Origin of the sequence: Actinobacillus delphinicola, assembly GCF_900638385.1 — a bacterium.
GTDB classification, from domain to species: Bacteria; Pseudomonadota; Gammaproteobacteria; order Enterobacterales; family Pasteurellaceae; genus Actinobacillus_C; species Actinobacillus_C delphinicola.
The window spans coordinates 1732289-1750641 of sequence record NZ_LR134510.1 but is presented as its reverse complement, the minus strand read 5'-3'; the positions used below and the strand labels follow the sequence as shown (position 1 = coordinate 1750641).

Annotated in this window: 14 protein-coding genes; 8 read left to right on the top strand and 6 right to left on the bottom strand. The window is 38.7% G+C overall.

From position 1 onward, the window contains the following. Window positions 1-186 precede the first annotated feature (186 nt). Window positions 187-1857, top strand: coding sequence for an energy-dependent translational throttle protein EttA (gene ettA / locus EL259_RS08215; RefSeq protein WP_126600656.1), 1671 nt, complete (start codon window positions 187-189; stop codon window positions 1855-1857). Between the two features lie 126 nt (window positions 1858-1983). Here ettA and EL259_RS08210 read toward each other — a convergent pair whose 3' ends face one another. Together EL259_RS08210 and EL259_RS08205 are read right to left on the bottom strand one after the other, a co-directional pair. Further along, complete coding sequence (locus tag EL259_RS08210) at window positions 1984-2199, bottom strand: YqaE/Pmp3 family membrane protein (RefSeq protein ID WP_126600655.1); 216 nt, start codon at window positions 2197-2199, stop codon at window positions 1984-1986. 69 nt (window positions 2200-2268) lie between these two features. Further along, on the bottom strand, window positions 2269-2916 hold the full coding sequence (locus EL259_RS08205) for a TIGR01621 family pseudouridine synthase (protein ID WP_172594243.1): 648 nt from the start codon (window positions 2914-2916) through the stop codon (window positions 2269-2271). Between the two features lie 22 nt (window positions 2917-2938). Between EL259_RS08205 and cls the strand changes: the two genes are divergently transcribed. Next, entirely contained in the window at window positions 2939-4396 is a 1458-nt protein-coding gene (cls, locus tag EL259_RS08200) for a cardiolipin synthase (RefSeq protein ID WP_126600651.1), read from the top strand. 67 nt (window positions 4397-4463) lie between these two features. Here the strand turns inward: cls and EL259_RS08195 are convergent, their stop codons facing one another. Beyond that, a complete protein-coding gene (locus EL259_RS08195; RefSeq protein ID WP_126600649.1) occupies window positions 4464-5126 on the bottom strand; it encodes a HEPN domain-containing protein in 663 nt (220 codons plus the stop codon). 204 nt (window positions 5127-5330) lie between these two features. On the opposite strand from EL259_RS08195, the gene thiI reads away from it, so the two are divergent. From thiI to EL259_RS08180, 3 genes are all read left to right on the top strand, one after another. Continuing rightward, window positions 5331-6782 carry a tRNA uracil 4-sulfurtransferase ThiI gene (thiI, locus tag EL259_RS08190; protein ID WP_126600647.1) on the top strand — a complete coding sequence of 484 codons (1452 nt, stop codon included), beginning with the start codon at window positions 5331-5333 and terminating at the stop codon, window positions 6780-6782. 43 nt (window positions 6783-6825) lie between these two features. After that, window positions 6826-8778 (top strand): LTA synthase family protein, encoded by a 1953-nt coding sequence (locus tag EL259_RS08185; RefSeq protein WP_126600645.1) that lies wholly within the window; start codon window positions 6826-6828, stop codon window positions 8776-8778. Between the two features lie 237 nt (window positions 8779-9015). After that, window positions 9016-9804, top strand: a complete 789-nt coding sequence (locus tag EL259_RS08180) for a Zn-ribbon-containing protein (RefSeq protein ID WP_126600643.1) — start codon at window positions 9016-9018, stop codon at window positions 9802-9804. Window positions 9805-9859: 55 nt separating this feature from the next. Here the strand turns inward: EL259_RS08180 and EL259_RS08175 are convergent, their stop codons facing one another. Beyond that, window positions 9860-10075, bottom strand: a complete 216-nt coding sequence (locus tag EL259_RS08175) for an NYN domain-containing protein (RefSeq protein ID WP_126600641.1) — start codon at window positions 10073-10075, stop codon at window positions 9860-9862. 526 nt (window positions 10076-10601) lie between these two features. On the opposite strand from EL259_RS08175, the gene EL259_RS08170 reads away from it, so the two are divergent. The 3 genes from EL259_RS08170 (at window position 10602) to EL259_RS08160 (ending at window position 11895) form a co-directional block, all read left to right on the top strand. Continuing rightward, the gene (locus tag EL259_RS08170; protein ID WP_126600639.1) at window positions 10602-10817 is read left to right on the top strand and encodes a hypothetical protein; all 216 of its coding nucleotides are present in this window, start codon (window positions 10602-10604) and stop codon (window positions 10815-10817) included. Beyond that, the gene (locus tag EL259_RS08165; protein ID WP_126600638.1) at window positions 10789-11265 is read left to right on the top strand and encodes a DUF2335 domain-containing protein; all 477 of its coding nucleotides are present in this window, start codon (window positions 10789-10791) and stop codon (window positions 11263-11265) included. Before EL259_RS08170 ends, EL259_RS08165 begins: the two co-directional genes overlap by 29 nt. A 438-nt stretch (window positions 11266-11703) precedes the next feature. Continuing rightward, window positions 11704-11895 carry a hypothetical protein gene (locus tag EL259_RS08160; protein WP_126600636.1) on the top strand — a complete coding sequence of 64 codons (192 nt, stop codon included), beginning with the start codon at window positions 11704-11706 and terminating at the stop codon, window positions 11893-11895. Window positions 11896-12528: 633 nt separating this feature from the next. On the opposite strand, the gene recD is transcribed toward EL259_RS08160, so the two are convergent. Both recD and recB read right to left on the bottom strand, forming a co-directional pair. After that, entirely contained in the window at window positions 12529-14550 is a 2022-nt protein-coding gene (recD, locus tag EL259_RS08150) for an exodeoxyribonuclease V subunit alpha (RefSeq protein ID WP_126600634.1), read from the bottom strand. Continuing rightward, on the bottom strand, window positions 14544-18302 hold the full coding sequence (recB, locus tag EL259_RS08145; protein WP_126600632.1) for an exodeoxyribonuclease V subunit beta: 3759 nt from the start codon (window positions 18300-18302) through the stop codon (window positions 14544-14546). The genes recD and recB overlap by 7 nt, the downstream gene beginning before the upstream one ends. Window positions 18303-18353 lie beyond the last annotated feature (51 nt).

Sequence of the window (18353 nt, the reverse complement as noted above, 5' to 3'; positions counted from 1 at the left end):
AATTTAGTAACTGCCTGATATTGTATTAGCAAAATATTACTTTAGTCAATAAATACGAATCATTATCATTTAAAATAATTATTTATAATTAGAGGTTATTCTTCTGCCTTACCGATTTTTTAACTTACATTTTTAAGCAAATTCACGTAAAATACGCGCCATTTTCAACTAGAACATAGGAATTGTATGTCAACACAATTTGTTTATACGATGCATCGCGTGAGCAAAGTGGTTCCGCCGAAGCGTCAAATTTTAAAGGATATTTCTTTATCCTTTTTCCCTGGTGCCAAAATTGGGGTTTTAGGGCTTAATGGTGCGGGTAAATCTACCCTTCTTCGCATTATGGCAGGCGTAGATAAAGAATTTGAAGGTGAAGCTCGCCCACAACCAGGAATCAAAATCGGCTATCTTCCACAAGAACCAAAACTTGATCCTGAACAAACCGTTCGTGACGCGATTGAAGAAGCCGTGAGCGAAGTAAAAAATGCACTAAACCGTTTAGATGAAGTTTATGCCGCTTACGCAGATCCTGATGCAGATTTTGACAAATTAGCGAAAGAACAAGGTGAATTAGAAGCGATTATCCACGCACACGATGGGCATAACTTAGATAACCAATTAGAACGTGCTGCAGATGCCCTTCGTTTACCAGATTGGGACGCAAAAATTGCGCATTTATCAGGGGGTGAACGCCGCCGTGTTGCACTTTGCCGTTTGTTACTTGAAAAACCAGACATGTTACTTCTTGATGAACCGACTAACCACTTGGATGCGGAATCAGTAGCCTGGTTAGAACGCTTCCTTCACGACTATGAAGGTACTGTTGTGGCAATTACCCATGACCGTTACTTCTTAGATAACGTGGCAGGTTGGATTTTAGAACTTGACCGTGGTGAAGGGATTCCTTGGGAAGGCAACTATTCTTCTTGGCTTGAACAAAAAGAAAAACGTCTTGCACAAGAACAAGCAACCGAATCTGCACGCCAAAAATCGATTGAAAAAGAATTGGAATGGGTTCGCCAAAATCCAAAAGGTCGCCAAGCAAAATCTAAAGCTCGTATGGCACGTTTTGAAGAACTTAACCGTACCGATTACCAAAAACGTAACGAGACTAACGAACTCTTTATTCCACCTGGTGCTCGCTTAGGGGATAAAGTTATTGAAGTGGAAAACCTAAGCAAAGCTTATGGCGATCGTACTTTAATTGATAATCTATCTTTCAGCATTCCAAAAGGGGCGATTGTAGGGATTATCGGGGCAAATGGTGCGGGTAAATCTACCCTTTTCCGTATGCTTTCAGGTCATGAACAACCAGACAGCGGTAGCGTTACTTTAGGTGACACTGTCACTTTAGCATCTGTACACCAGTTCCGTGACGAAATGGATAATAGCAAAACCGTATGGGAAGAAGTTTCTGGCGGTTTAGATATTATGAAAATTGGTAACTTTGAAATCCCAAGCCGTGCATATGTGGGTCGTTTCAACTTTAAAGGTGTTGATCAACAAAAATGCGTGGGCGAATTATCTGGGGGTGAACGCGGTCGTTTACACTTAGCAAAATTATTGCAAGTAGGCGGTAACGTATTACTTCTCGATGAACCAACCAATGACCTTGACGTGGAAACCTTACGTGCGCTTGAAAATGCATTACTCGAATTCCCAGGCTGTGCAATGGTTATTTCGCATGACCGTTGGTTCTTAGACCGTATCGCAACGCATATTTTAGACTACGGTGATGAAGGTAAAGTAACATTCTACGAAGGTAACTTCTCTGACTATGAAGAATGGAAAAAGAAAACCTTTGGTTCTGATGCCCTTCAACCGCATCGCATGAAATATAAACGTATCGCTAAATAAGATCGATTAAAAATAAAAAAGCACATCGCCTTGATGTGCTTTTTTTCTTTATCACGCCCCATTTTTCCTAAAAAATTATAAAATTTATCGAAAATTGGGGCGTGTTTGTTCCTTTTTCATTCAACATTACATCCGATTTCTATCATTAAAATTATTACTTTGCATGATTTCTTCAATTTTCTTATCGGTATTATAATTGCTAAGCGAATAGACCGCCCAAATCGCAGCAGGCACCCAACCTAGCACTGTAATTTGTAAAATTAAACAAATAATTCCAGCAATTGGTCTTCCAATTGTGAAAAATACAAGCCACGGCAAGAAGATAGCGATACATAAACGCATAATTAATCCTATTAAACATAACTAATCTGAGTAGTTAAGTATATTACTTGTTAAATTTTTGATCAATTTTTATTTAAATAAAATATTGCTTAAATCCTGTTTATACGTTAAAAATAGCTCCCCTGCTTCAGGCATGGCTTGAATATCGAAATCTTCACCTTGATAACAAAATTGCAAACGATAGGCATGCAAATATGTTCTATCTGATTCGTGTCCACTATACAAAGCATCGCCCAAAATAGGGCTACCAAGGCTTTTCATCGCAACACGTAATTGATGCGTTTTGCCAGTATGAGGATGTAGAACAAAAAGACGTAAATTAGGGGCTAGACTTTGAGTATTAAAATAAGTGATTGCTGGGTTCTCCGACGTTTTCACCAATTTCCATGCTCCACGGCGCGCTTTTTGCATATCGCCCTTAATCCAGCCTTGTTTTTTCTTTGGTTTTTGATTAGATAATGCTAAATAAGTTTTCTTGACTTTATGCTCAGCGAATGCACGACTCAATTCGGCAGCAGCTGTAGCATTTTTAGCAAGAATTAATAGTCCAGAAGTCACTTTATCTAGCCGATGAACGAGCCAAATTTGTGGTACACTTAATTGTTCGGCAAGCTGTGTTGTTAACCCCGTATCCTGTTCGTCTTTATGAACACTCACTCCATGCGGCTTATAAATAACGAGAAAATCGGCGTGCTGAAAAATGATTTTGAAGTGCATAATTTAATATAGAGTAAATAAAATGATCGTTGATCGAATTATACCATACATTTTCCCGACCTTTATTTGGATAATGACCATTGCCGTTACTTTACGGTTACTTTTTAAAAAACAATCAGTTACGGCAATGCTTTCGTGGTTGATGATGATTTATATTTTTCCATTGGTAGGTATTATCGCTTACTTAATTTTTGGAGAAATTAATCTCGGTAAAAAACGTACCGAAAATTTTAATCGTATAAAACCTCGTTTTATCAAGTGGTATCATCAATTTGCGAATGATCGAGAACTTGTAAGTACGCATCAACCGCCAAAATTCCAATCGCTTTTCGATTTAGTGCAAGATCGCCTGACCATTCCTTGTGTAGTCGGCAATGAATTACACCTCTTTAATACGCCAGAAAGCATCATTAATAGTATTTTAAAAGATATTAAAAATGCTAAAAAAGAAATCAATATGGTGTTTTATATTTGGCAAAGCGGTGGTTTAGTTGACGAAGTGGAAAATGCGCTGATTGATGCCGTCCGCCGAGGCGTAAAAGTCCGTATCATGCTAGATAGTGTCGGTAGTCGTCCTTTCCTGCGCCATTCTCGCTACCATACTCTATGTAATCAAGGAATCGAGTTTGTAGAATGTCTTCATGTAAGTTTATTTCGTATGTTCTTCAGTCGTATTGATTTACGCATGCACCGTAAAATCATTGCCATTGATAATGAAATATCCTATACAGGCAGTATGAATATGGTCGATCCAAAATACTTCAAACAAGATGCCCACGTTGGCGAATGGGTTGATGTCCTGGTACGCATTGTTGGTCCTGTTTCTAGTATTTTTAATAGTTTACACGCAGTAGACTGGCAAGTGGAAACGGGGCAAACTCTCCCACTGACTTTACCGACACCAGAAAGTATTCCGCAAGATCCTGACAACTCTCACATGGTACAAGTCTTGGCGACAGGTCCAGGATTCCCTGATGATTTAATGGAACAAACCCTCGCCCAAGCGATTTTTTCGGCGAAGAAAAGCATTATTATCACCTCGCCTTATTTTGTGCCAAGTCATAGTATTGCCGAAGCACTTCAAGTCGCAGCTTATCGTGGCGTGGATGTTTCCATTATTTTACCGAAGAAAAATGATTCCATCATGGTGGAATGGGCAAGCCGAACTTTCTTTGATGACTTACTCTCTGCAGGTGTAAAAATTTATGAATTTAATCAAGGACTTTTGCATACCAAAAGCATCCTTATTGACGAACGCCTTAGCATGATCGGAACAGTAAACATGGATATGCGTAGTTTCTTGCTCAATTTTGAAGTGATGATTTTAGTCGAAGATAAAAGTTTTGCAGCAGAAGTTTATCAACTACAAAAAGGCTATATGGAAAATGCAACGCAAATGTCATATAAAGTATGGCGTGCGCGCCCGAGTTTCTATCGCATTATCGAGAAACTTTTCTTCCTGTTTAGCCCATTGCTCTAATTTTAAAAAATACGAAACACGCCCCGATTTTCGTAAAAAATTTTCGGAAAATCGGGGCGTGTTTTTATTAATTTTCTTGAATAAATGGATAAAACGGCTCGCCCCAATCAATTTCTGCATGATTTTCTAATGTAATATCAATCATAATCGGCAGTAAGTCCGCTAAAATTCGGGTTGCATCTTGTAATTGCGTACGATTCGCTTTGCTCAAATAGGTCGCTCCACCGTGCATAACTTGGTTACGCAATGTATAAAGGCGTTGGAAAATGGCGGTTAATAAGCGTTTTGTTTTGCGCCCTTCTAACGCATCTAATACGTATTCTTTCGCTTGTTCACTTTGGCGAAAATAGTCATGCTCATTCAGCTCACCATTATGAAAATCCCAAAATGGCTGGAAAACATATTTATTATCTAATAATAAACGAATAGATTGCGGGAATTTTTCCCAAATTAAGTTATAAACCCGATGCGTTTCATCGCAATCACAAATACGATATAAAAACTCATGCGACAGTTTTTTATCGCCTAAAAAATCGGTATTAATTTTTCGAGCATATAACGCATTAAAAGTAATCCATTGGAAAATAAATTTCGTATCAAGATCATGCGTTTCTTCCGCTTTTTTAAGCCAGCTTAATGCTCTATGTAACCGCAATTTAAAATTATCAGAATAAAGCCCTTGTTTACGATGTGCTTTAAAATGTTGCTCCAACCCATGACTTGTTAACATAAACTTTCCTCATTCATTCTCTATTTTGTGGTGAAAATTATAACAAAATTTACCTTTTAATTTGTAAGCATTTTATTTTAAATTCATCTTACGCCCTGATTTTCTGAAAAATTTTTACGAAAATCGGGGCGTTGCTTTTTATAACAGCGAAAATCAAGTAGAATATGGCACTTTGTTTATAAATTGTAAAAAAATTAAAAAATTATGAAATTTATCGTTAAACTTTTCCCTGAAATTATGATTAAGAGCGATAGCGTAAAAAAACGCTTCGTAAAAATCTTAACCAGCAATATTCGCAATACACTTCTAAAATATGATGAAGAAGTGGCTGTAATTCGCCATTGGGACTACATTGAAGTACGCACCAAAGATGCGTCTAAAAATGCCCAAATCCAAGAATTATTAGCTCTTATCCCAGGTATTCATCACATTTTAGTGGTGGAAGAAGTTCAAGTCGCTACCCTCCACGATATTTTTGAACAAACGCTTGCCCAAGTTGGCGATAGCTTAAATGGTAAAACCTTCTGCGTGCGTGCAAAACGTAAAGGTAAACATAAATTTACCTCTATCGAAATTGAACGTTACGTAGGTGGTGGTTTAAACCAAAATATCGAAACTGCGAAAGTTCAACTTAAAAATCCAGATGTAACCGTACGTCTTGAAGTTGAAGATGACAAAATGCTTTTCGTTAAAGAACGTATCGAAGGCTTAGGCGGTTACCCACTTGGTACACAAGAAGACGTGCTTTCTTTAATTTCAGGTGGTTTTGACTCTGGTGTATCCAGCTATATGCTTATTCGCCGTGGTTCTCGTGTTCACTATTGTTTCTTCAATTTAGGCGGTTCTGCACACGAAATCGGCGTAAAACAAATGGCTTACCACCTATGGCACCGTTACTCACTTTCTCATAAAGTGCGCTTTGTTGCGATTCCATTCGATGGCGTTGTGGGCGAAATTTTAGAAAACGTAGAAAATGGACAAATGGGCGTGGTGCTTAAACGCATGATGGTGCGTGCTGCAAGTAAAATTGCAGAACGCTTTGGTATTCAAGCCATCGTTACTGGTGAAGCACTCGGTCAAGTATCTAGCCAAACATTAACCAACTTACGTTTAATTGATGAAGCAGCAGATAGCCTCGTCTTACGTCCACTTATCACGCACGATAAAGAACAAATTATCGCACTAGCAAAAGAAATCGGTACAGACGATATTGCCAAATCTATGCCAGAATTTTGTGGCGTAATCTCTAAAAATCCAACCGTTAAAGCGGTTCGCTCAAAAATTGAAGCGGAAGAACAAAACTTCGATTTTGCTGTCTTAGAACGAGCGGTAGAGAACGCTGAAATTTTAGACATTAGACAAATCGCAACAGAAAGCGAAAAACAAGTACAGGATGTCGAATCTATCCAGACACTTGGTGAAAATGATGTCATTTTAGATATTCGTTCTCAAGAGGAAGTAGATGAAAAACCGCTTGAAATGCAAGGGATTTCAATTGTTCATCTACCATTTTATAAAGTGGGCAGTCAATTTGCGACCCTCGATCAAAGTAAAACTTACGTTTTATACTGCGAACGTGGCGTAATGAGCAAATTACAAGCCCTTTATTTAAAAGATCAGGGATTTGAAAACGTCCGTGTTTATCATCACAAATAACGCACGATGAGTTTTAAGCCCCTATATTTTTAAGGATTAGTTTATGCAATTACGCAAGAAGTTAGGGGCTTTATATCCCCTCGTTGTATTCTTTTTGATAAACCTTGCGGTATTTTTTGTTAGCCGCTTAGGTTTATGTTTATGGCAATCTAGCCGAGTATCGGCCGTTAATGGCTGGCATGTTATGTTTATACAAGGATTACGTATTGACATTTCTACACTTTGTTGGTTATTTGCCCTCCCAATTATTCTTACCTATTTTTTAGCAAGTAATAATGCGTTCGGACGTGTTATTAACTTTATTATTCGTATTTATCTCGTTGCGATTTCTGCTGTTATCGCCTTTATGGAAGCGGCAACCCCTGCTTTCATTAATACTTATGATTTTCGCCCAAATCGTCTTTTCTTTGAATACCTTAATAGCCCGAAAGAAGTGTTTAGCATGTTGGCGGCGGGACATACCTTTGCCCTCATCGTAACGCCAATTGTTACCATACTTATGATTATTGCTTACTGGAAAATTTCTGGTCGTGTGATGAAAAACATCACTTACCGTCCATGGTATTGGCGTATTGTGGCATTTTTAATCGTGGGTGGCTTAACCTTTATGGGCGCACGCTCTAGCTTTGAACACCGCCCAATCAACCCATCAATGGTAGCCTTCTCCCCTGATGCACTGGTGAACTCATTAGTCTTAAACTCAACCTATTCCCTTGGTTTTGCGATTAACCAAATGCAAAAAGAAGCGAATGCCGCTGAGCTTTACGGCAAAATGCCATTACCAGAAATCATCAAATTAGTGCGTGAGGCACAACACCGCCCCGATAGCATTTATCTTTCTAAAGAATACCCAACTTGGATTCATCACGATGCAACCTACAAAGGTAAACCGAAAAATCTTGTAATTATTCTTGAAGAAAGCTTAGGTGCGCAATTTATCGGTGCATTAGGCGATAAACGTGGTCTTTCACCGAATCTTGATCAACTTTCTAAAGAAGGTTGGTGGTTTAAACGTTTATACGCAACAGGAACTCGTTCTGTCCGTGGTATTGAAGCAACCATCACTGGCTTTACCCCAACGCCAGCGCGTAGCGTGGTAAAACTTCCATTAAGCCAACATGGGTTCTTTACTATCGCACGTGTCTTGAAAGAACATGGTTATGACACGTCTTTCATCTATGGCGGTGAAAAACAGTTTGATAACATGGCAACCTTCTTCTATAACAACGGTATCGATACCATCATCGACCAAAACGACTACAAAAATCCGAAATTTGTCGGCACGTGGGGCGTAAGCGATGAAGATTTATTTGACCGTGCGAATGCGACATTCACCAAACTTGCTAAAGAAGGTAAACCGTTCTTCAGCCTCGTATTCAGTTCAAGTAACCACGACCCGTTTGAATATCCAGACGGCAAAATCAAACTTTACGACAAAGAAAAAGCGACCCGCAATAATGCAGCAAAATATGCTGACTATGCGATTGGTCAATTCTTCAAAATGGCGAAAAATTCTGATTATTGGAAAAATACCGTATTCTTGGTTATTGCTGACCACGACTCACGCGTATTCGGCGCGACCCTCGTACCTGTACAACATTTCCATATCCCAGCCTTAATTATCGGAGCAGGTATCAAACCTCGCCAAGATAATCGCTTGGTAAGTCAGCTTGATATGCCGACCACACTGCTTTCCGCAATTGGTATCAGTGCGGATTACCCAATGCTAGGACAGGATTTAACCACAGATGAAGATCTCAACCGCAACTTTATGCAATTTGATAAAACTTTTGCATATCGTGTCGGCAACGATGTGGTTTTATTACAACCAAGCAAAGCGCCAGCGGGTTATACCTATAACCCAGAAACCCATAAACTCACCCCTGCCCAAGTGCCTGAGTTAATGAAAAAAGAAGCGCTCGCTTATGCTCTTTGGGGAAGTTATGCCTACGCGCATCACCTCTATCCAGCAAGCATTACACCAAGTAAAAAATAATCCATTTTTTGCTTAAATCACGCCCCGATTTCCGTAAATTTTTATGAAAATCGGGGCGTTTTTATTTTTTCTACGGTTTAATTTGAAGGAATGGCGGATATGTATTACATTATCGCCCTACACAAGATTCGCCATAAAATAAGGCACTTATCTCATTCTTACGCCTGAATTTTCATAAAATTTCACGAAAATTGAGGCGTGTTTTATTTTTTATAAAAACCACAAAGGACACATTTTATGTATTTGGTTGAAGTATTTTTCAAACAACTACCGAGTTATCAAGGCGATATGAATGCCGCCTATCAAGCGATAAATAAATTAATTGATGAATGGCGCTACAACGGGCAAATTATTGGGCGTGAGATTTCCCTTTATGTTGCAAAACAAGAAGATACAGAAGGCTTCGGCATGCGTGCCGTCTGCCCAGAACAACACAGCCTTTTACCTGAATGGAACAACCAATTTGTGGATAAAGCACTAGAAAAAGTCGAAAATTTAGGGCTATGGCTAGATAATTTACAAATTATTGCCGAGGATCTGAATGCCGAAATCACCTGTACAGAAAAACCAAGCTGGCAAATGCTCTACACTTCCTTTGTGCAATCTTGTTCTCCGCTTCACAGTGGCGACACCCTCGCGCCAATTCCGCTTTATAAACAATTAAAAGACGTGCCTCATCTCGCAAAAGATATCATTAAATGGCAAGAAAACTGGCAAGCCTACGACCAATTACAAATGAATGCCGCCGCTTTAGAAAAACTCGCCCTCGCCGAAATTTCACACGTGGACACCCGCCTTTTTAAACACGGTTACGCACTTCGCCAACAAATCGAAGAAGTGTCAGGTATCCCGACTTATTACTACCTTTACCGTGTCGGCGGTGAAGACCTCGCCACAGAAGAAAACCGCCACTGCCCCCTTTGCCAAAAACCGTGGAAACTCCAACAAAACCTCTTCGGCGTCTTCGACTTCAAATGCGACCACTGCCGCCTCCTCTCAAACATCGCATGGGATGTGCAGAGTTAAAAAAACAAAACCGCCCAAGGGCGGTTTTTTATATGATCTGTAATCGTTACCGTAATTATTCTACTTTCAATGTGTGTTTATGGATAAAAGTTTTTAATCCATCTATATGCTCAGCTAAATCCCCTTTTACCTTACGTCCCATCGCATCAAGTATAAAATGCGCTCCTTCCATTCGAGCAAGTTTCGCAGCAGGAACAAAATCACTATCTCCTGAAATCAAAACAATTTTATCTGCCAGTTTTTTTAAATAATAAAAAAGCCTAAGGGTCATCTATTTCGGAATAGTGAAACGAATCGCCAAAGGCTGGATGTTTGTATAAATATCAAGTATTGAAGATATTTAATTTTCTTCGATGGTATGCTACTCAGTAAAATTTGTCAATGTTTCAATTTTAAACAAAAATAGTATACAAACCATTTGAACCACACTATTTTCATTTTATCAAAAGCGTATAAATATGCCTTAGGGAGAATAAAAAATCACGATTAAGATCGCAAAAATAATCCTAGGGGATGGTGCTGTAAAAAAGAGTGATTATAATCCTAAAAACACAAAAAATTCTTTCAAGACAATAAAAACAACGATTTCGCCTGATTCGAACATGCTAATCAACTCTCATTTGAGCCTAGTTTCTTTTCAAGAGGTGACTCATTGATGTTTATAGGTATAGTAAAAATAATATAATTTAGGTGAATTGTGATTGACATTTCAAAATGAAATAAACATTCTGTACAAAATTGCAATAAATACCACGAAGTGTGATAATTACGTGGTATTATGCGTGATAGGAGGCATTATGCATACATCTAAAAAATCACAATATCTCGCTAATTTTATGGTCGGAGTTGGGTCTGTCTTGAATATTGCACCCATATTTTCAACTTCCGTACAAATAAAGCCCGCAAGCACTGATTTCGAAAATTTGCAAAAAGATTGGTACGCTGTAGGTCAATATTTTACGACGGCAATAAAAAAGGTCAAAAATGACGAAAGACAAACAAAATTTAAATAATAACCAGCAAATCGTTGATATCGTTACTAATACACCAGAATTATTAGAGGAAGTATTAAAGACACCCGAAGCAGAGACTGCAATGACGATTTTGTTTGCTCATCAACGTATTAGTGGACCTTTACCCCCTGCAAGTGAATTACAGCGTTATAACCAAGTCATTCCTAATGGTGCTGATCGTATTATGCAATTGGCTGAAAAAGAGCAAGAAAATCGCTATGCTATTCCTAAAATGTCACTGCACATTCAGCTTATCGGACTCTGTTTTGGTTTAATTAGCGTTATGCTAGTTGTTGGCTTCTGTTGTTACCTTGTTAGTAAAGAACAATATGGGGCGGCAGTGACAGTAATGATTTCTGTTCTAGTTGCTCTTGCAGGTATTTTCGTTATAGGAAAAGTTATCCCTGAACGTCACTCAGCATCACAAAATGATAAAGAAGAAAACTAATTTCTAATTGTCTACTAATATAAATTTTCACCCAATTACACTCGATTCAAGCAAAATATCAGGGGTAAAATTACTCGCCCCTTTCCCCATTAATAATCCGTTGCTGCTTCTTTGGTGACAGCAGAAAATAATCTATTTAGACGCAATGATTAATGCGTTTTTCTTAAAATTCCCGTGAAAAATACGATGTGGCCCGCAAAAACTGTTGTGACCGCTGGGGCGACGGAGCGTTTAACTATGACTGCTTAAGAATAAAATGGATTACGCAATGCAATAAAGTAAACGAGTAAACGTTTACTTTTAAAATATAATTACAAATTTAAATGCTTTGTTTACACTCTAAATATCCTAGATTGGAACTAGGCTAGCCGAAATTAGGTACTTGTTAATCATAAATTATGGCTTTATATCAAATACCAATCATTCCAGGGAGAACATATGGTTGCACTACTTAAGCGCTTAACAAACTTAAGCATTGTCGCAAACGTTTTGCAAAGCCCTACCCAATATCCAACATCCCGTCAGGGTTTTACGAAAGATCGTCAGAATTTGCAATCTGATGCAAAGAAAGTTTCATCATCACTAAACCGCAACATTGAAAAATATGGCAACAAAAAATACACAGGTTAAAGCTAAAAGCTTATCGGGTAATGAAATTTAACTCTCACATAGCCAAACGGATGGCCCGCTTTTAGATAAATGGATTGGAGCGATTAAATACTTTTCGTCCAGATCTTGTTGATTTCGTCATAGAACAAACTAAATTAGAAGCCGAAAGTCGTCAAAAAGGTGAAACGAAATTATTATGGTTTACCTTTATTGAACCGATTGGAGCCCTATTACTTGTTACATGTTGTATCAACATATCAATCTCTTCCAATTCACTCATCTAATCTTGCTTAAAACGGACTACGCTTCTATTACCAACCTATGTTTTTTCTAAAAACTTATTCTGTCACGCCAATAAAATTCCGATCGCTCCTCTATTCCAATAATTGATGATTAATTATCCAAAATTACCCTTTCTACACGGGGAAAATAAAAGAAAATTTGTTTTTGATAAGATCATGTGATTCATATTTAATCAATATGATTAATAAATATCATTATTTGTGCAAATAAAATACTTAATTATTCTATTTTATTAATTTTGTAGCATGTAGGCTATATAAATAAGAGGATTGTATCAAAAATTCCCGAGGATGTATCCGCATTCCTCGGGAATTTTTTATAAAAATGTAGCATATGATTTACATTTTAGAGTTAGTTATTCATTACTTTTTGAATATTTTCTTTACTCCAAAACCACAACGATAATCCACTTTGGCGGTCGGTGGCTTTGCGGACGGCCATTTTCCAGATGTCTTCAGTACTGAAAATCGTGACTTTTTCTTTGGCACGGGTTACGCCTGTGTAAAGCAATTCTTTGGTGAGGACGGGGTTAAATTCAAGTGGTAAAACGACAAAAGTATGCGCAAATTCCGAACCTTGTGATTTATGCACGGTCATGACAAAGGCACTTTCGTGTTGAGGCAAACGGCTTGGTAATTCGGATTGTCCGTTTTCAAACCAGTAGCGCCCTTTGATTTCGCCATCGGCATTTTTTTCCATAAGATAAAGTCCGATATCGCCATTATAAAGGTGGACGTTGCGGTCATTTTGGGTAATTAAAATCGGTTTGCCCGCATAATTTTCACGTCCTTGATGAAAATGAATTAGCCCTTGCTGTTTGAGCTTTTCAAAAATAAGGGCGTTTAGGCGTTCACTCCCTAAATTCCCTTTACGTACAGCGGTGAGAAAGCGCACTTGGTTAAAGGCTTTAAAAATCCGATCTAACTGCTCGGCAATCGGTAAATTATTTGCCTGAATTTCAGCGATTTCCTCTAAATAATGGCGGTATGCCTCACACGCCCTCTCAACAACGGTTTGTAAGGCGAGATGGGCTTTTTTCTCCTCGCTCAAATGCCCTTGCTTTGGAAAATCTAAATTCACCATTTCAATTTCTTTATGCTCAGTATCTTGAGCGAAAAGTTGCCAGCTTTCTTCGCTTTGTAAAGCATTGATTGATTTTGCCAACGCCCCAATCAATTTACGTTCACCAAAGCGGCGACTGGCAACGAGGTGGCAGAGATTATCACGCAAATAAGAAACGGCTGGTTGATGCGGTAAGGCTTCGCCTGTTACACGTTGGAGATAATCCGCATGGGCGCTACTGTAAGGCAACAACTCCCCTTTAAACTGCTGAAAACGCCCTAATTCCGCCAAAATTGCCCCCGCTTCAACAGAAGAAAGCTGATCTTGGTCGCCAAGCAGAATGATTTTTGTATCAGGGCGCAGGGCTTGTACGAGCATTGCCATAAGCCCTAAGTCAATCATACTTGCCTCATCCACCACCAGCACATCGATATTTAATAAATTTTTGGCGTGATATTTTGGCTCGGTAGAGAAATATTTAATCCCCAGCAAGCGGTGCAAGGTTTCGGCATCTTGTGGCAGGCTTTCACGCAGGCTATCGGAAATCTCAATATGTTCCCGTTCCACCAACGCTTTTAAAGAATTGTCTAAACTTTCTTTTAGGCGTGCTGCAGCTTTCCCTGTCGGTGCCACCAACTTGATGATCAGTTTTTCGTGATACAACGTTTGCAAGGCAAGTAATAATCGCGTAACGGTTGTGGTTTTCCCAGTACCTGGTCCGCCTGTTAGGACACAACAAGATTGTTTAATCGCAGTCGCTACGGCAATTTTTTGCCAAGCGTGCTTTTCTTCTGGGAGTAATTGAGTAAATTCTGCAGGGAATAATTTATCCAATGTAGCTTTAATTTCCGCATCGGAAAATGGTAAATTTTGTGTTTTTTTGTGGCGTGCAAAAAAGCGGGCAACACGCCTTTCATCTTGCCAGACGCGGTAAAAATAAAGTGAATCAAATTGAAAAACGAGCGGTGCAATTTTGGTTAATGGTTCGGCACTAAAAGCAATATGATCCGCGAGGCGACTTTGCCATTCGTGAATGGGATAAATCAATTTATTGCGAATACTTTGTTGCAACTCACGCTGTGATTGCGAAAGCAAAAAAGGATTCACGCCAAGATTTTCGTCTAATTTTATGCAACTATGCCCTGCTTGTTGTTGGTGATAGCTACAAAGCGCCGCTAAGAAAACAGCAAGATCGGCAATGCCTTGCTCGTAGTGATACGGTTTTTGTTTATTATCAATAAATTGGGCAAAATGATAATCGGCCGCACTGATAATATTTTCATCTTTTAGTTGTTTTAATAAAGTTAGCATGCAAACAGTGCCTCCAATGTATCCACCAACGTTTTGGTAGGTTTATCAAAATAAATGCCCTCGCCCGCTTGCCCCGTCATGCCTCTTAGGAAAGGATAAATCACACCGCCAAAATCACGCTCGTAGTCATAATCAGGTAAGCGACTACGCAAATATCGATTCAGTGCCACAACGTAGATTAAGTATTGCCAGTCATAATGTTCGTTTAACATTTTCTGACGGATATTGGTTTGGTTATAGGCATTTTGCGAGGTGCCGAGCATATTGGATTTATAATCCACGAGATAATATTTCCCTTCATGCACAAAGACTAAGTCAATAAAACCGTGCATCATGCCTTTAAAACTTTCTAAAATAAGCGGTTCACTTGGTAAGTGATGATGTTCTGCCAAGATCTGATTAAATTGCGTCGGATTAAATCGTTCTGGCACGCTAAAGAAAAATTCAAGTTCGTTAAGGCGTTCGTTTAAGGCAATATCTTTAAACGCAAGCGGATTGCCTTCCATAAATGGCGTTTCCAAAATGGCATTAATCCATAGACCTAGCCCAATGATTGTTAATTCTGCTTGTTCGTCATTTTCAAGAGGCATACCCATTTGTTGCGCTAAGTTCAAAAGCATTTGGCGATGTTCGAGCTGATTTGTATCTAAGCGAATTTGAAAATCAAGTTTTTCTAAAAAATGGTGTAATGCCGTCCCTACACGATTGCCTGCTGGAAATTGGAAAGGTGAATAGCCTTCTGGATAATCTGGGCAAGTGGTAATTTGCGTTGTTGTATCGTCATCAAGTAAAGTCATTGGATTAAATTGACTTTCTTCTTCATCATAATCGCGATCTGCCACAAAATATTGAATAGCATTTTGCTTTTGAGCGTATTGTTTGAAAAGATGTTGATATTTCATTTTGGTAAAACTGGATACCGACCAATCACGGCTAATTTTTCCTTGAAATTTTGCAACATCAAGTTGTAAATGCGCAGTTTCGGCGGTTAATGGTGTTTCAAAATGCGGTAAAGCCGTTGCCTCTTCAATCACAATATTCTCACCACCAGCAAGATTGCGCCAATTTTCTAATAAAGTTTGCGTTTTAATCGGTTCGTTTTTATCGGTCAGAACATCTGGCGTAAGGGCATTCCAAAGTCCATTCCAAGCTAAACGTTGCGCATTATTTTTCCCAAAGTAAGTGGGTAATGCCATAACGACTTGATATTTAGCACGGGTTAAAGCAACGTAAAGTAGGCGCATTTCTTCAGCTAAGGTTTCTTGCAGAATTTCATCATCATGTTCCCCTGCCATATCCCAAAGGACTTTGCCTTTCTCTTTATCGTAATAGGTTGGAATGTTATCGCCATTCTTACGACTTGAAAAACCGATAAATGGTAACCAAACCAGATCATACGCCAATCCTTTTGATTTATGGATCGTGACAATTTTAACAAGCGCCCTATCACTTTCTAAACGGATTTCTGCAGTGGAAAGTTTATTGTCACCACAAACTTGTTTTTCAAACCAATGAAGTAAGGCTGCTTCGCTTTCATTTAGCACACTTGCTTGTTGAAGTAATTCAGCAAGATGTAAATAATCCGTTAGCCTACGTTCACCGCCTTGTAATAAGAATAATCGTGTCATTAATTGTTCTTGTTGTAAAAGCTGGTGTAACATTGCCAACACGCCTTGATGTTGCCAGATGCGTTGATATTGTAAAAAACGTTGAACCGTCGCTTCCCATTCGCTTTCTTGTTGTTTAATCCTGTCAATATCGCCCATTGAAAGTGAAAAAAGCGCACAACTTAGTACATTGAGAATGTTTTTTTCATTAAGTGGGTTTAAACACGCTTGTAGAACAAAAAGCATGTCACGAGCAATATCGGTTTGGAATATATTAGACTTATCAGAAAGATAAACGGAATTAATCCCCTGTTTGGCTAAAGCATCTTTAATTAATTTCGCTTGTTTTGCATCACGTAATAAAACCGCAATATCTTTCGCTTGTAGCGTTTCTCCATCTAAGGTGGCTTGATTCTCTTTCGCACTTTCTAGCCATTGACGAATAGATAATGCGCAGGTTTCGGCAAAATCTTCCTCATTTAATTTGACAATTTTAGAACTCTTACCCGTGATATCCTCAATATCTTGTAGATAAATACGCATTGGCGGTTCTTTTCCGCCATTTAGCACAAAATTTAATTTCGATTTTGCCGCCGTGACAGCAGAAAAACGGATATCGTTATAAAGGAATGGCGAGGTATCGTTTTTCATTGAGAATAATGTATTTACACTCTCAATTAACCCCGCATTTGAGCGCCAGTTTTGATCAAGCGTAAATTGATTTTCTGCATCTTGTGCGGCTTTTAGATAAGAAAAAATATCCGCACCACGGAATTTATAAATTGATTGTTTTGGATCGCCGATCATCAGAAATCCGCTTGGAGCGCTATCTTGATGCGCTTTTAGGTAAATTTCGTTAAAAATAAAATATTGTTGCGGGTCGGTATCTTGGAATTCATCAATCATTGCAAAGGGATATTGATGGCGAATAACTTGTGCAAATTGCTCACTTTGCTCACCACGCAATGCTTTTTCCATTAACCATAACAAATCGTCATACGATTTCTCGGTATGGTTTTCTTTATAGTCACGCAGTTTATGAGTCACTTCTTTAGAAAAATAGTAAGCGAAAAGTTTTATGCTTTCTGCATATTTCTGCGCAAATTCCGCCTCCGCTTGCGCATAATCTTCCGCAAGGGTGAGCAACGGGTGGGTAAATGGATTTATGCCTTTTTTAAGGTTGTTCTCAAGTGCCGACTGCGTAAAATATTTTGAAAGTCTATCAGGTGCTAAGGCAAAATCAGATTGACTTGCCCATGTTTTCATATCGTTAAAGTAGCCAAGATAATTAGACACGCCTTTTGTCGCATATCTGGCAATATTTGCACTATTTTCATCAAAAAGACTTTCTAAAGCAGCGCAATGTGCCAACCACTGCGCCTTAAAATTCGTTTGAATTTTGGCAAAATCTGCCTGCAAAATGGCTTGTTCTTGTAAAAAATCAGATAAAGTTGAGCTGGTTAACATATCTTTTTGTGAAAGATTTATCGCAATATCCTTACCGATTAAATTACGTAAACGATCGAGAAGTGCGTCAGGTGAAACGCCATTTTTAGCAATAAATTTCGTCACTTCTAAAGATTGCGGGTAAAAACTCTCACGCCACACTTCATCCGCAAAGCGAGTTTTTAAATTTAATTCATCGCCCTCTTCTAATAATTGGATCTCAAAAGGCAAACCTGAATTAAACGCATAACGTCTTAACATACGCTGACAAAAACTATGAATCGTAAAAATTGCTGCAAGGTCAAAATCTTGCTCGGCGAGAGAAAGTTGCGTAATCGCAATATCCAGATTTGACGTTTTAAACACTGCCTGAATTAAATCGTATAAAAATGGATTATCTTTAAATTGTTCGCAATCCCCTGCCGCTCTCACTGCTTCAAAGGCAAGTTTTGCCTCATGGATACGTTCCCGAATACGCCCTTTTAATTCCTCTGTCGCCATTTTAGTAAAAGTTACTACCAAGATTTGATCGACACGCAATGGGATTGCAAAGGCATTTTCGCCGACTTGAAGTAATAAGCGTAAATAAAGCGAGGCGATGGTATGCGTTTTCCCCGTCCCTGCTGAGGCTTCAATTAGACTGGTTTTATTCAAAGGTAAGGTAATCGGATTTAAAGGCTGGATGGTTTTTGCTGTCATAACGTATGCGTGATTAAGAATAAAGTTATGTTATTTTAGCAAAATCTGGAA

Coding starts and splice junctions, on each gene's coding strand:
- ettA (WP_126600656.1), top strand. CDS start 187: ATGTCAACACAATTTGTTTATACGATGCATCGCGTGAGCAAAGTGGTT.
- EL259_RS08210 (WP_126600655.1), bottom strand. CDS start 2,199: ATGCGTTTATGTATCGCTATCTTCTTGCCGTGGCTTGTATTTTTCACA.
- EL259_RS08205 (WP_172594243.1), bottom strand. CDS start 2,916: ATGCACTTCAAAATCATTTTTCAGCACGCCGATTTTCTCGTTATTTAT.
- cls (WP_126600651.1), top strand. CDS start 2,939: ATGATCGTTGATCGAATTATACCATACATTTTCCCGACCTTTATTTGG.
- EL259_RS08195 (WP_126600649.1), bottom strand. CDS start 5,126: ATGTTAACAAGTCATGGGTTGGAGCAACATTTTAAAGCACATCGTAAA.
- thiI (WP_126600647.1), top strand. CDS start 5,331: ATGAAATTTATCGTTAAACTTTTCCCTGAAATTATGATTAAGAGCGAT.
- EL259_RS08185 (WP_126600645.1), top strand. CDS start 6,826: ATGCAATTACGCAAGAAGTTAGGGGCTTTATATCCCCTCGTTGTATTC.
- EL259_RS08180 (WP_126600643.1), top strand. CDS start 9,016: ATGTATTTGGTTGAAGTATTTTTCAAACAACTACCGAGTTATCAAGGC.
- EL259_RS08175 (WP_126600641.1), bottom strand. CDS start 10,075: ATGACCCTTAGGCTTTTTTATTATTTAAAAAAACTGGCAGATAAAATT.
- EL259_RS08170 (WP_126600639.1), top strand. CDS start 10,602: ATGCATACATCTAAAAAATCACAATATCTCGCTAATTTTATGGTCGGA.
- EL259_RS08165 (WP_126600638.1), top strand. CDS start 10,789: ATGACGAAAGACAAACAAAATTTAAATAATAACCAGCAAATCGTTGAT.
- EL259_RS08160 (WP_126600636.1), top strand. CDS start 11,704: ATGGTTGCACTACTTAAGCGCTTAACAAACTTAAGCATTGTCGCAAAC.
- recD (WP_126600634.1), bottom strand. CDS start 14,550: ATGCTAACTTTATTAAAACAACTAAAAGATGAAAATATTATCAGTGCG.
- recB (WP_126600632.1), bottom strand. CDS start 18,302: ATGACAGCAAAAACCATCCAGCCTTTAAATCCGATTACCTTACCTTTG.